General features: G+C 44.1%; 14 protein-coding genes. All 14 read right to left on the reverse strand.

The window, feature by feature from the left end; genetic code table 11:
• Positions 1-298 precede the first annotated feature (298 nt).
• A complete protein-coding gene (locus FEM33_RS01525) occupies positions 299-574 on the reverse strand; it encodes a hypothetical protein (protein WP_139010360.1) in 276 nt (91 codons plus the stop codon).
• Positions 575-959: 385 nt separating this feature from the next.
• The gene (locus FEM33_RS01530; protein ID WP_139010361.1) at positions 960-1847 is read right to left on the reverse strand and encodes a heparin lyase I family protein; all 888 of its coding nucleotides are present in this window, start codon (positions 1845-1847) and stop codon (positions 960-962) included.
• A 154-nt stretch (positions 1848-2001) separates the two neighbouring features.
• Complete coding sequence (locus tag FEM33_RS01535) at positions 2002-2697, reverse strand: hypothetical protein (protein ID WP_139010362.1); 696 nt, start codon at positions 2695-2697, stop codon at positions 2002-2004.
• A gap of 126 nt (positions 2698-2823) precedes the next feature.
• Positions 2824-3891, reverse strand: a complete 1068-nt coding sequence (locus FEM33_RS01540) for a putative phage head morphogenesis protein (RefSeq protein ID WP_139010363.1) — start codon at positions 3889-3891, stop codon at positions 2824-2826.
• Positions 3892-3893: 2 nt separating this feature from the next.
• Entirely contained in the window at positions 3894-4172 is a 279-nt protein-coding gene (locus FEM33_RS01545; protein WP_139010364.1) for a hypothetical protein, read from the reverse strand.
• A 30-nt stretch (positions 4173-4202) separates the two neighbouring features.
• The gene (locus FEM33_RS01550) at positions 4203-5627 is read right to left on the reverse strand and encodes a phage portal protein (protein ID WP_139010365.1); all 1425 of its coding nucleotides are present in this window, start codon (positions 5625-5627) and stop codon (positions 4203-4205) included.
• An 8-nt stretch (positions 5628-5635) separates the two neighbouring features.
• Positions 5636-7075: a phage terminase large subunit gene (gene terL, locus FEM33_RS01555; protein WP_229214033.1), complete on the reverse strand. Its 1440-nt coding sequence runs from the start codon at positions 7073-7075 to the stop codon at positions 5636-5638.
• A gap of 65 nt (positions 7076-7140) precedes the next feature.
• Positions 7141-7692: a terminase small subunit gene (locus FEM33_RS01560; RefSeq protein WP_139010367.1), complete on the reverse strand. Its 552-nt coding sequence runs from the start codon at positions 7690-7692 to the stop codon at positions 7141-7143.
• A gap of 4 nt (positions 7693-7696) precedes the next feature.
• Positions 7697-9361, reverse strand: coding sequence for a hypothetical protein (locus tag FEM33_RS01565; RefSeq protein ID WP_139010368.1), 1665 nt, complete (start codon positions 9359-9361; stop codon positions 7697-7699).
• Positions 9358-9882 (reverse strand): hypothetical protein, encoded by a 525-nt coding sequence (locus FEM33_RS01570; RefSeq protein WP_139010369.1) that lies wholly within the window; start codon positions 9880-9882, stop codon positions 9358-9360. The genes FEM33_RS01565 and FEM33_RS01570 overlap by 4 nt, the downstream gene beginning before the upstream one ends.
• Before the next feature lie 13 nt (positions 9883-9895).
• Positions 9896-11320: a sialate O-acetylesterase gene (locus FEM33_RS01575; RefSeq protein WP_139010370.1), complete on the reverse strand. Its 1425-nt coding sequence runs from the start codon at positions 11318-11320 to the stop codon at positions 9896-9898.
• Positions 11320-11706, reverse strand: a complete 387-nt coding sequence (locus FEM33_RS01580; protein WP_139010371.1) for a hypothetical protein — start codon at positions 11704-11706, stop codon at positions 11320-11322. Before FEM33_RS01580 ends, FEM33_RS01575 begins: the two co-directional genes overlap by 1 nt.
• Before the next feature lie 8 nt (positions 11707-11714).
• A complete protein-coding gene (locus FEM33_RS01585) occupies positions 11715-13937 on the reverse strand; it encodes a heparin lyase I family protein (protein ID WP_139010372.1) in 2223 nt (740 codons plus the stop codon).
• Positions 13938-13940: 3 nt separating this feature from the next.
• On the reverse strand, positions 13941-14324 hold the full coding sequence (locus FEM33_RS01590) for a hypothetical protein (protein ID WP_139010373.1): 384 nt from the start codon (positions 14322-14324) through the stop codon (positions 13941-13943).
• Between the last annotated feature and the right edge of the window lie 9 nt (positions 14325-14333).

Raw genomic sequence — 14333 nt, forward strand, 5'->3', positions numbered from 1 at the left:
TTGGATAGATATCATTTCAGAGCGCACCAGGGAATAGATCGAAAAAAGCCTGCAGAGCTGTTTGAAATGTGCGCCTAAAACAACTAACAAACCTAAATTAGTGGTCTAACATAATCGAGGTATCATAGTTTGCCATTAGCAGTGCAATAATCCCGTAACACCTGTTCGCTTTCTTGAAGCAGTTCCGCAAGTTCCTGATTTTTCATTTCTACGTAGAATTAAAAGGAAATATTTACCCTCAATAATCGTCCTATTTTGTATGAATTACAATTATACCTCACAGATTTGTCGTCTACCACTATTTCAGAATATCATCCTTATTAAACCCGGCCATTAACAATTCAATTGCATTTAGTTGCTGCTGTACCGAAATAGCATAATTGTAATCATGCTGGATGGACGCGCTTATTCGTCTGAATATTTTACTGTGTGCTTCAAAAATATCCTGCGTGCTCATCCACTTTTTGATTTCCAGCATATCCTTTACCTGGTAAAGCATGGAAAGTGCCAATCGGATTTGAATAGGTATTGGCTTTTTTGGTGCTGCATATACCTGCTTTTTAACTTCTGCCATGATCTTAAATGTTGGATTATATCCATCAAGAAGGAATATATCCATTTATCTACTTTTCTCTTTTCAATAATTATGGCTGAGGCTTCATAATTGGAACAGACATTATTTTATCTTGTACAAATAGGTGCTAATGTATTGTAGTATAAATTGAATTTTCCTATCTTACGAAAGCATTAAAGCAAATCCTTCTCTTTCATATTTAACAAATTAGCAGATGCATACTGTTGACATCATAATTGATCCTATGCGGATCTTTTACCGGCTGCACCATGAAGAAATTTATAACGGCCTTTGCCTCGGAATGACGGTTTTCTTTGCTGTGTTGGCGGCATTGGATAAGCCGGAAGTAGTAGAAAAAGAGGAGCCGTTAAGCTCCCCTCTAAAATCAAGCGATTGGCAGCGGGTTTTCCACACGAGACCATAAACTCGTTTTGCCGTCTTTGCTGACGGTCATGTTTGCGTAATAGATTACAAACGTTTCATTAGCCGGTTGACGGTATGCGCCAAACTTCCAGTAAGGGCCTGTTTCGTCGTTATACCCGATACCTTCGTTTTCAAGGTTAACGACGTTCTGTTTTCCTTTCCAAACTTGTAGCAGCCCTTTTGTCGGGTTGAAACGCACTTTAATCGTGATGTCGATCCATACGCCTCGTTCTACTTCAAATGTGCCGCGGGTAATGGCTTTTGGCTTTACGGTATGGATTCGGTCAGTAGCTGACGCACTGGTAACGGTAACAAAGTATTTGCCGTTTTTGGCAGACAAAAGAAGACCAACTGGAGGTGTGCTGGAAACATCACCTTTATCTTCCGCAGCATGGATTTGACCGATATACATAAATCCGTCCTCGGTCGGTTTCAGCGTGTCGCCGCCTTCAGGAATCATGAATTTATAATTTATCCAGATGTCGGTATCCCGTTTGAAGTTGGAGTTCTTCAAATAAAGCTCTGATCGTTCGCGGTTCTTGTTGTTTAGGTCACCGCTTTTACCATTTGATCCTTTCCAGACTTCACCGGGTCGGATCTCGAAACGCCAGACTTCATCTTTGAAACTGATCACTTGCTGTAAAGAGTGTGGCTTGTCCGGGTTTTGTGGCATGTAGTCGCCGGATTTAAGGCCAACGAGGACATTGTTAATAATTGCCGGGCCGAGTTTAAAAGATGAAACATCCGGCTTTGTCGGCTTGGTGGGTGTCTCCGGCACATCCGGCACGATTTCACAATTGCCATCAGGCAGAGAAACGAGTTTCGTTCCCTTCAGAAAGATTGTTGTCATAAAAAAAATAGTGTGTTAATTGCTGCTTAAAGATATTGAAATTATTGAGCTAAATGGCTGATTAGTATATGTGTATGTAACAAAATGATGCAAATTAATAGAAAGATGAAAACATTTGGCGAAACGGTGTATTAAGCGTTTACTATGTTTATATTTATTTGTTCTCCCATTTGTATTCATCCAATATAACCTCGTTAGTCCAATGAACAATATGCCTTAAAGCCGGAATCATAACTAGACTAAGTAATAATATAAAGTAATTTATATGAAAACTATTAATAAAAAAAGCTCCAATAACTTGAAAAAGAAAAATGCGCCAATTTATATATCTAATTAAAACTAGTGCTTGAAATAATGTTGTTTGAAGTATAAATTTCAATGTTACCTCCTTAACAAATAATCTAAATTCAAGCATACGGGCAACAATATCTATCAAACAAATAAAAAAAATGGATCTAGGGCGAATATTTGCCGAGAAACCATAATAGTATTTATAAATACTTATAGTAAAAATAATTGAATAAGGAATTCGAATCAGATTACCTAATGCATAAATAATAGTATATTGGCTTAATGGGGTAACTTTTTTAAACTTAGTTTGCAGATTATCTAATGCTAATGAAATGAAAAATCCAGATGCGACAGAAGTAACAAATTCATCATATTTAGCATAATTTGAAAGGTATGGTATTTTCCAGTTATAAACTTTTTCTACAGTTAAAAGTATTCCAATTATAGTAATAACTACAAAAACAAAAATCCTGATTTCTTTTGGAAACAACCAAGTTATTAATCTTTCTAATGAGGTTCCAACAAAGCCAAAAAATAAGTTTATGACCCAAGCTTCCATGTACTTAATTTTATTTTGTCAATCATAAAATAGTAATTGAAGTATTTCGGTATAAGACATATTAGTTTTCAAACTAATCATAGAAACAATTTTCTGGTAGTCATAGCTTATAAAGAAACCTTCAAACTATCCAATACGTAATCCAGAATACTGCGGATTATCCCGGATGAAATAAGGAACTGATTTAGCCCGCAATATCCGGGAATTGTTTTCTTTAATCCATTTTAAATAGCCCGGATGAACATTCTTGACTTCGTTGCTGCTCTTGAAATCAGCTGTCGGTTCGTCGTTCAGAAGCTTCAATTCAAGCTCGTTCATTACCTTGTTTGTTGCAAGAATGGAGACGACAAAGCACCGGCAGTTGCTATGCCAGCCAATAAAGCGGAATGTTTTTGGATACTTGCCGGCAAGCGGGCCGCAGACATCGCAGGTTGTTAAATTGTTGCTTCGCTTGACCTCGTACCCGACAACAAAATCAAGCTGCTGAAAGCGTTCGTAATCCGCAGTACGGTAACTCATGTTGATTTCTGTGCGGGTCAGCCTAAGCGCATTCTTGTAAGAACTCCGGTATACGCCCTGACCCGGATTAAAGTTCTTTGCCGCTTTGCTCAGGACCAGATTACCATGCTTGTCACGAACCCGGCGAAACAAGCGGTCAGGATCGATCATGTTTTGTTGTAAGTCCCGGGCGAGCGCAGCAGCTGATTTGCCTTCACCAATACCGATATCCAGACCAAATTCTAATTCGCTCCTGAACTGCTGAGTCTGTTTCCAGATCCGTTCAGATAATCCCATTCCGCCAACCTTCCGGTTTTGAAAAGCGGATAACGCTGAAAGGTTCCGGTTCAAATAACGGCTCAGGACGCTTTCTGATAGTTTTGTAGTGTCCAGTACGGATTTTACAAGATCATCGTTTTTGAGGGCAGAAATCAGCCAAACTTCATTAGTTCCGGCATTGATTGTTTTCAGCATTTCGGTATACATCGCCTGAAACAACAAATCCGCCTGCTGTTTGAGGACCTGATTGGCTTCAAAGGAAAATAGTTGGCCATCTGCAAGCCGGATATTCTGAGAAATCAGAACAGCGTCACGGATCGTTCTAGCATAAATCCGCTTGATCCGTTTGACATACTGCGTGATGGTTTCGAAGTGCTTTCTATCGTATGTAGTGTGGTCGAATGGTCTTTTGGGCATTGTCAGTTACTCTGAAAGAATGCTGAAATAAACATGGTTCTTTGATATTCTAACTTTGCCTCGTAAAGCTCAAGGATGCTCATTTGTACATGCATCGCCACGTCAGTTTTCAATTCAACTGTGATGCAGCCGGGATGATACAGGCTTTCGTATGCATGACTGATTTCACTCAAATCAATGAATGCGTCCTGCAACATCCAATGGTTTCTGGTAAGCGGAAGGCCTGCTTCGTCTCTTTCGATTCCTTCCTCGGTCATTACCCAAATCTTTACAATCTTCATATCCGTTGAGTTTACGTTTTTGGCAAAGTACTAAAAAGCTGTTTCAAAAGTATCATTTGCTGCACGCTCTTTTTCCTCGGCTTGAATCTGTTTCAATTCGGCATCGACATCATCCACCAGGCCAGAAAGTGCAATCGAAGTTTTCTGCGAAACGATCGCTTTATTGCCGTTTGCCATAGTTAAGCGCTCAATCATTGCTTTCTGGTCGTTGATAATAAACGGCTGTATTTCGGGTTCAATCAGCAGTTTGGAAGCAACTGGTTTAAGGGCCAGATTCATCGTTCCCACAAATGCTTTCAGAATGCTAATTCTTCTCTGCAGGTAATCATCAAAGATTTCGCGTTTGTCCTGTACTTTCAAGTGAGCGTCCAGAAAAAGCATTTTCAACGCCTCCCCTGATATTTCACGTAGCCCTTTTACACTATCAAAGGAAATGTCCGGTGTCTGGGTGAATGAGAAGATAAACCGCAGCAATGTTTCAATTTCAAGGCGTACCGATTCCGGGGCCTGATCCCATGAAAGATAATAAGCCTTTGTTCCGGGTTCGCCCTGGATGATTGCGCCTTGCTCACCTTTCTTTGCCCAGCCTGTAATGTTCCCTTCAACAAAAATCTTCGGAGAAGCATGGTAATCGTTTGTTTCGGCAAAGTTTGAAAGCAGCTTTTCCAGACGGTCAATCTTGGACTGAACATCCTCCCATTCAACTTGTTCCTGAGAAGCATATACAATCGGGATTTTCCCTATGGTATTTGGTACCGCAGGCTGTTCGGTCCACACATTACCATCCTGAATCCAAGTGCGCTTTTCCTCTGCGGTGTAGGTTTCAAAATAGGTTTTCTTTTTATCCTCGTCGTCTTCAATGGTGAATTCTCGGCTGAAAGCAATCATGTCCCCGGTTTCATCAAACAAAGGATAAAGCTTGTTTCCGTCAGATGTATTGAAAGAAGTCACCCTGATCTTGAACTGAGTTGGAAAGCCGTAATCTTCATGAGATTCGGACTTGGCAACCGGAAACCAGCATTCAGCAACCTGAGTGGTTTTGAAAAGCTCGCGGGCAATGCGGCGGTCAAATCCGTTTGATTTGTTTTCATGCAGGATGCGCTTCACTGCTTCCAATACTTGTTCTTCCTGGTCTGTTTCAGTTTCACATTGCAAAATTACAGGATTGCCAAAGACAAAGGAAACAGCGCGTTTTACGATCAGCTTTTGAAAAGGCAGAGCAATGCGGTTAACAAGTTCCTTACGATCGTAAACCATATTGCCCTCATCATCTTCTTTCATCACAATGCGGTCCGGCCGCTTAACCGTGTCGTAAATGTCATGCTTTTCAATGTCGTAAAGCGCAGTCAGCTTTTCAGTTTCTTCGCTGATCTTGTTGCGGCCCCGCAGCTTTTTAAGTTTGGTTGTAATATCCTGTTCCTGACCAAGCAACTGTGTTAATTCCTGTAAATTCATAATGTGTGTTATCTGAAATAAGCTGTGAGGTTCTGTGCCTTGTTACTATCCTTACCAAAGTATTCTGTCATTCCGGTTAATGCATCTTCCGCGTCATCATTCGCATTGCCGCCAGCTGCCATATAAGAGCAGACATGCTTTGCAAACTTGGGCCAACGTGCTTTCCAGTCTTCCGGAAAGACGATCAGGTTCTGAACCGATGCGCCGGCCGTAAAGATCCGGGAATACTTGTTCGCTGACTGATGAAACCATTCGATGCGCGTATCCTTGTTTCCGCGTAAACGCGTCTGCTGCTCCACGTTACGGGCGAAGCCGCGGCCACCATTGTTACTTTCAACCCTTGCCAGTTCTGTACCTTGTTCGTGAATCTGTTTTGCCACCATCGGCTCGGTTGTTTCCATGCCGGCCTGTGTGTAAATCACATCGGTAACATACATCGCGGTTTCTGTTTCAATATAAGCAATTGAGCACAGAAAATCAGTTCCAAGGTCAGCGGTATCGGTATATGTTTTCCGCATCCGGAATTTGGTAGCCGGGATGTAATCAATGCCCTGGTATGTTTTCCATGGCCTTCCGTACAGATAACCGCCAGCAGGCTGCGGGTTCTGCATGTACTGACGCTCAAATACCATGCTGTTTTGATCCTGCAAGGCTTTAAGTTCCTGTAAAGAATGCTTGAATGGCCACAGCGCGATTTCATTCCCTTTGTCATCGGTTTGAATACATGGCAGGCTCAGCACTTCCCACTGTCCGGGTTCATTCTGCAACAGATATCCGCATAAATCATTTTCGTGCAGACGCTGCATGATGATTATGATCGGTGTCTTGCGGCTGTTTACCCGGTTCTTGATGGTGGAATCATAACGCTGATTGATACGCTCGCGCCGGGTTTCCGAATCAGCATCTTCGGGCTTGATCGGGTCGTCAATAATCAGCGCGCCGCCGAACTTGGTATGAATGCCGGCATCGACAAGAAAGTCATCCATGGTTCTTTCAAAGTCAGGATCATCTTGTTCTTCGGAATCAACCTGCCCCGCACCAAAACCTGTTACCTGACCGGCTGCCGATGTAGCGTAAACGCCTCCGCCTTTGGTTGTGTACCATTTCTTTTTACTGCGCGAGTCCTTCTTTATCATTACTTCTGGGTAAAGCTCCTGATACGCTTCATGCTCCACAATTGACTTTACACCTTCACTGTTGTCAAGGGCAAGATCATCGGAGTAGCTCAAATGGATATACTTTGATGCCGGGTTTAAAGCAAGGCCATGCGAGATGAAGTTCTTGACGGCAAGTTCGGTTTTACCATACCGCGGAGCGATGTTGATAATGGCCTTGGTAACTTCGCCGGCAAGGATGCGGTTCAGCAGATCACAAATCCTTTCATGATGCTTGTTGATGACAAACTTTCTGCTGTAAAGCTCCCGGAAGAAATAGCATGTGTAATTCATCAGGCTTTTCTGTGTAGCAAGCCTTGATAATGCGATACGCTTATACTCTTGTATTTCCGCCGGTGTCATTTATACTTGTCGTTAAAGAACTTTGAAAACATTTCAATGTCCTGCTCGGTCAGGTCAACACTCACGCGGACATTGCTTTTCTCCTCGGCATTGTATCCCATCACTTTGGAGATACTGTCAAGGGCCCGGATCTTATCGTAAATCTTGACCTTCTTTGTTTCGCCGATCGGAACGCCACCAGTATTCACTTCAAAAGTTTCAACACCGGCCAAAGCAACGGCCTGATCTTCATCCAGAGCACTGATTGACTTTAATAATCCGTCCTCGTCATAGTAACCTCTGATGTCTGAAAATGCAATCTTTGCATACTGTTCAAGGATTCTCTCTTTTGATATAAGATACTTATTTTCCAACTTTTTATCAAGCTTATATTTATGTTCTTTAAGGTATTCCTGCACCTTAACTTCGCTTAACATTTGAGAGGCTTGAACAGCGGCAGTCTTTGCGGAGTACCCGGCCAGAATTGCGGCTTCTTTGCCGTTCTCGCAGACCAGATACTCATCACAAAATCTTTTTTTCTGCGCCGTTAATTTGACCTCCTTTTTCATGGTATTAATTATCAGTTATCATCATGGCCCGCATCACATCAATATTCGCTGATGTTGCGGTTGCTGCGTTGGATGCGGTAATCTGTGGGCTGAGAAGAACGCCTGTTGGTAAGCCGGTCAATGTTCCAGTAGCGATATCACCTGTGTTCAGCCGTTTGATGGTGTAAGACACTGTGGTTCCACCCGGAATGATCGTGAAATTGACATCGTACACGTCAGTCGTAGCTGTATTAACCGGAAAGTTTGCGCCCAGATCAACAGGAGTGCCAAGCGTAGCGCCAGAGCTTACAACCTTCCAAGTCAAGTCTCCGGGGTCAGCGTACATGTGGATTCGGTTAATCAATGTAGAAGGATTGACAGTAGCATCCGAGGTGTTACCCATTCCAATTGTGTAACGGTGCCCGGCATCATAGGTCTGAATTCCGAACACGCCTTTGAAAGAAAACGGAGCTGCTACCTGAAATTGAGGAAGGCCGATAACGCCGGCAACTGCATTGGCGCTGGTCCCGCTTGTATAACCGATCCTGCGTGACCTTCCGTAAAGCGAAGCCGTGTTGACGTTCCGAGTCGTAGCCGTTCCCTGCGCGGTCATTGCAAGACCAAGCGTGTTTATTGTGGTGCTGTTGCCTTGCGGTTCATAGAAAATCTCACGCTTTGCATTAGCAGGAGTTACCGGAGTAACTGCGGCAACTGCGGCATCAACATAAGCCGTTGTTGCCCTAGTTGCCAGTCCAGTGTTAACCGCATTCACGGAAGGGTATTTGGTTGCACTCGCTGTCAGGTCCGTAGAAAGATTGGCAAGTGTCTGGTATGTGGTGCCTGCCGTTGAACCAAGCAGGTAACCGGAATCATTTGTCCACTGGCTGATCGCGCCTGATTTATTGGTGAATGTGCTCGTGCTCGACGGTGTGACATAACCGGCACTTGCGTGGTTGCTCCAGCCAAACGCCGTATTCCAGTTGGTTACATTCGTAGAAGTGATTGCCTTAGCTGCTGCTGAAACAGTCGGGTCTGTCTCGGTATAGCTGCCGAGCTTTGCATCTAACTGCGTTTGAAGCGAGGAGGTAACACCATCCAGATAACCGAGTTCAGTACTTGACACATTGCCAAAACTGGTTGTGGATGGAAATATTTGAGTGCCAGTGAACGTGTTTCCTCCTGCAAGATTGGCCTTCAATCCAAGTCCTGTATTGACAGCGTTAACAGACGGATACTTTGTTGTACTCGCCGTTAAATCGGTTGACAAGTTGGATAATAGCTGATACGTACTTGCAGCAGTAGAGGAAAGCAGGTAAGCAGGAACACCCGTAATATTGGCGAAAGCTAATGAGCTGCCCGACGTCAGATATCCGGCCCCGGCATGATTGCCCCATCCGAAAGCAGTGTTCCAGTTTGAAATGTTGGTTGTTGTAATCGCTTTTACAGCACTTGGCACTGTCGGATCTGTTTCCGGGTTTTGTCCTGCCTGTAATCCTGCAATTTGTGACAATGCCGTTGCTGCATCCGTAGCCGCTTTACCGGCCAGCTCGTTCACAGCAGTAACAGATGTCCTTATGTTAACGGTCCGAAGTGGATTGACCAGATTTGAATTGATCGTTGTCTGAACAGAGCTTTGTGTTTGAGCAAAGGCGTAATTAATGCACAGAAGAAATAAGAGTATCTTTTTCATTGGAAAATGTCAGTTGCTTTGGTGATTAATTGAAGAGCTTTGACCACGTTTAAGACCTTGTATCGCCGACCTCCTGAGCCGACGATTACCGTTGTTCCATTGTCTGCGCTGTTTATGTCTGAGCTGTCGTAAATGGCCAGATTGTCGCCTGCAATGTTGTTAATCATGAATACGGTTGGATCGGTTGACGTGAATGTTCTGGCAGTAGCCAGCGTCACGCCTGCACCCATGCCGAGCATGCGAAGTATTGGATCAAGGCCGTTTACGCTGGATAGCGCAACGGAGCCGGGAGCCGCTACATTACTGCTTCCGAAAGGCTTTATTTCGATGCCATCAAACCAAAACGGCACATCCTCGGCGCCACCGTTTGTTTCGTCGATGTCAACGACATAAATCTTTGGAGTCGCCGAGCTGCGCAGTGAATCAGCCACCATGTCGGCATAACTTGGTACTCTGAGCGTGCGGACCGGGTTATTCCTGCCGTACAACTGTTGTTTTTGAAATCCTACTGGATCTGCCATGATATTGAGAGTATTACATGAGAAGTAGATTATTATACATTTGCTGGCCCTTAAACTCGGAGGCATTAGCATCATAGTGCAGTCCATCAAGGAATGTCTGTCGCGAGGACATATCAATTGCTTTCAAGAATGGATCGAGAGAATCCACCTGGTTGATAGCAGTATTGATTGCGTTGTAATTCGTGTTTCCTGATACAATTGTCCCGTGAAATATGGGAAGTGCAGGAGCCTGAAACAATCCACGAAAAAAGCTGAACAGATTGGCTAAGTTGACCGGATAATCTGCCACTGCACCATCGCCTGCTCTATCGGCATCACCTTCGCCTTGATCGAAAAGAACAGCCAAAGGATAAAGCCGCAGGCGAGTATTGGTGCAGAATTGTTTAACCGCCGCAATCTTGGCCACCAATTCATTTGTCATTGATAATTGGCCTGATACGATCAGTTCTGTTTTAGGCTGCCACCTGTAATTGTTATTGCCGGTATTAACCCCTTTCTCGCTGATTGGGACACCGCCAGCTGATTGCCTTATGGCATATAACTTCTTGCCGGGATTGGCATCCAGCCATGCCTTTGCAAAATAAATGTCAAAGGCGAATGTAGTTGCCGTGTTGTTGAGTGCGCCGGTATTCACTCCAAGCTGATAAGACTGAAATGCATTTGTGGTCCTGTTCCACATCATGTAATTGTCAATCTTGTTGTTATTGGATGTAAGCCATGCAGGAGCATTTGCAACAGGGATTCTGCCATCTGCTCCCGATTGTCCTGCCACAATGATCATTGGCTGAACGTCTGAACCGATAGCTGCTTGTTTTGCTCCTCTTCTGAATAGCTTGTCTGATTCCGGCGATAAGCTTGCAAACGGATTTGTGTAGTTGTTATACAATCCCTCGGCAACATTCAAGGCAGATTCAACAAAAGCAGTTTGGCCGTCCTTTGTGGCCTGATCAACCGTTTTTGAATATATTTTAAGGTTGAAATTCTTATGCGAGGAAAAAACAACATGGGTTGCATTTGCCGGAGGAGTTAAAATAAATCCGGTTAACTGTTGTCCAGCTGCCGGGTTGCTGCCTCCGACAGTTGTTATTTCAGACGAAGAAATATAATTGCCAGTTGCAATGCTTGTTGAGGTGTAATAAGCAATCGGAGCAATCGAGCCGCCAAATGTTCCAATGTCAATTTTGATGACGCTGCCGAGATTGCTTAATGGGATTGGCGCTGTTCTTCTGTAATCTACGCTGCCGCCAGTTAATCCGGTTGACTTGGTGATAAAAGAATTATCAACCAACGTAGGAGTGTATTCGGCAAAGCCTGAAAGCTCCTGAAATTTAGCAGGAGTTGATTCAACAATAGCTTTGAAAGCGGTTGTGAAATCTTCCTTTGACAGCCCTTTACCATCTGTATCTTTTGCCCTTAATTTTTGATCTAATGCACCCATTATAAAAGTAAGATTTCTTGAAGTGTAGTCGTATTCCAGTAGTACAAAGCCTTCGCGCCGTTCTGTGTTTCGTCAGCAGCAACAGGAATAAGCTTTTCACCGGGCAATGTACTTGTGAGGGCAACAGCGGCCGCATAGGTTGGAGCATTGACGAACGGGATGCTTCCAGTTGTTGCTATTGGTGTAAGCGCTATTCCATCCCACCAGTAAAGCACGTCCTGAGCATTGCCGTTTTCCTCGTCAATATCAATCACATAGAATTTCGGATTGCCCGAGTTCCGCAGGCTGTCTGCTACCATTTCAGCATGTGTTTGTGTCCTGAGCGTTGTAACTTTATTGTTGCGGCCGTAAAGCTGCTCCTTTTGATAGCCGAATGGATCTCCCATAGTGTGTGTTATGGTGTTATTGGATCAGGTGAAGTAATCTTGTTGTTTGGTGCGGCTGTTAAGTTGGTTGTTGTAACCCGGATATTGGCGTATTGAACAGCTAAATTAACCCTCGGAGCAGTAGTTGACGGAACGCCCGGTGATGTATCTGGACTACCAGCCGTGCGATAAATTCCAGACTTCCAATAACCTTTGTTGGTTTGAGTTACAAAACCTCCAGAGCCATCTGGCTTTAATAGTGACCCTAAATCTAAACCGGTAAGGTTATCTTGTATTTGTTCATTAACCCACCAAGTAAATTCACCATTCTTTGTTGCTGTGGAACTCGTATTATACTTTACGCGTATAACCATACTATTCCATTGGCCGCGTGGTTTAAGGGTTGCTTTTGTCTTAAATTGAGTGGCTGTATTAGTAAACTCCCTTATTTGTAGTTGCAATTTATCCTGACCACTGAAATTAAACGCAAATGGAACCGGCCCTTTGTCTGAATCTGAATTGTGCCATTGACCTAAATAGCAGAAATAATCTGGATTGGAATAGTAAACATCAGGCCCAGGCTCAACCATAAAGGAGTAACTTATGTAATAATAAGTACCCCCTACACTTGGGAAATCTTTTGTATATCCCTCCGATCTTTCTTTGACTTGGTATTCTCCTTCCTCGTCTCGATCAGGGTTAGTTGCGTCATATTTCGGGTTCTGAGAGTTCTTTGAAGTTACGTCACTAAGAAAATTATCCCCAGGCTGAAGCTCAACCCGAAACATGGGCCTGTTCCTGTTTGTGACAAAGTTTAGGCTATATGGCTGGTTTGGCGTTTGTGTTCTCCATACCACTTCACCTATATTATCAGCGTAGTCAAAAGGAACGTCTTTACCGCTTGAAGTGTAAAGGTCATATTCAGGAAAGTCGCTCACTGGCTTAACAGCATGAAGCATGCCTTGCGAATTCATATAAACATCCCCTGCAATAAGAGGAGGTGTCCCAGCCATTGCCTCGGCATCTGTCTCGTAAGTAGGAACAGTTACGTTCATAATGTCCGTAATCTTCACCTTTCCTCTTACATGCAGCCTGTAAATAGAATCTACCGGCGTTGCTCCATTTGGGAATAAGTGAAGGTTTCCGGTATTAGCGCGAAATGCACCTACATTAGCCCCAGATGCCCCCATTTGAAATGTCAAATCAGCATTACCCGTAGACGGCCCAATAACAACGCTTCCGTTTCTACCAAAGTAGCGGCTATAAATATCCGAAGCTGCGGCACTTGGCGCACCAACTTTACGAGTGAGATTGCCCGAAAATAATATATCGCCGGATAGATTCGCCCCAGCAATTGTAGGAGGCGCATTAAATGCCCAAGTACCAGTCGTCGTTTTATTACCTGCAATACCAGACTGGTCGCCAGTTGTGGTCAGAAAGTTGGTAGAAGACGGTATTGTTGGCGCGCCTGTCAGAACACTGTAAGGAATGCTTGTAAATGTATTAGTTTCATCAAACGTTTTGCCTGATACAACCGCCGCCCCTGTTGCGCGAAGCACATTCGCCGGAATTCTTGCATCATCGAAAACACCGGAAAGAATACTATTCGCGCTTGTTGTGGCAAGCGACAATGTACCACCAGCCGTTACACTCACGCCATTGATAACCAACGGCGTAAAAGTTGGCATTTTGCCCGCCAAAGTAGTGGCGAGCGTTGGCATGGCTGATTCAGCAAGGTCTTTTATTGTATTTGTTAAACCCGAAATCGTTTTGTTGGTAATTGTTGCCGTTCCGGTGTTTCTTGTGATGTTTGAGCCGATCCGAGCGTCTGCAAAAACACCTGATGTTATTGAAGAAGCATCAGGCGTTGCAAGGCTTATGTTGCCACCACTCTCAATATTAACCAAGTTAATAGTCGCAAGGCTATTTCGGTTTATTTTGAGCGCCAAGGCATCAGCCTGCGGATAACTGACCGGCTTTTGCAAGTCGGGCGTATTATCGACCAACTCAATACCTATGACTTTGTTCCGCGCGATTGACTTTACGACTACCGGATTATCAATTGGAACATTCGGGTTAAGTGGCATATAACCCAATGCCGTTGCAATCCTTGTCGAGGTTAATGGTGCGCCTGTGCTATCGCCGCCTCCGCCACCCTGAAAAATAACTACTCCCCTGCGGCCCCCGCCAATCAGCTGTGCCTCTGCCGTCCACGACAAAAGCACCAATAATGATAATAGTATACTTCTCATGGCTTACAGTCCGTCTATGTCCTGCCCGAAACCGACATAGACGTTGTAGTACACGAATAAAGTAGGATTGTCAAGGCTCAGCTCGATCAATGCAACCGAGTTCCAGGCATTGACCGAAACAGGAATATTCTGAACCGTATCGCCCTGGTACAGCTTGCCTTTCACCATGAAAATTTCGGTATAATTATCCGAAGACTTCGGCACAATCATAATGCTGAATGGCGCGCCTTTCCCTTTTGTGTAGGGCAGGTTCGACTGAACCACTTCCTGCATGTCCACGATGCGGGCGGCGTTCATAAGCTGTGTAACATTGCCCTTAAAGCTGACCTGTGCTTCGGCGGTCCAGCCTGCTATTGCCAGCAAGGCGGCTAAAAACATTTTTTTCATTACAGTGTG

It is taken from the genome of Dyadobacter flavalbus (genome assembly GCF_006149045.1).
Taxonomy (GTDB): Bacteria; Bacteroidota; Bacteroidia; order Cytophagales; family Spirosomataceae; genus Dyadobacter; species Dyadobacter flavalbus.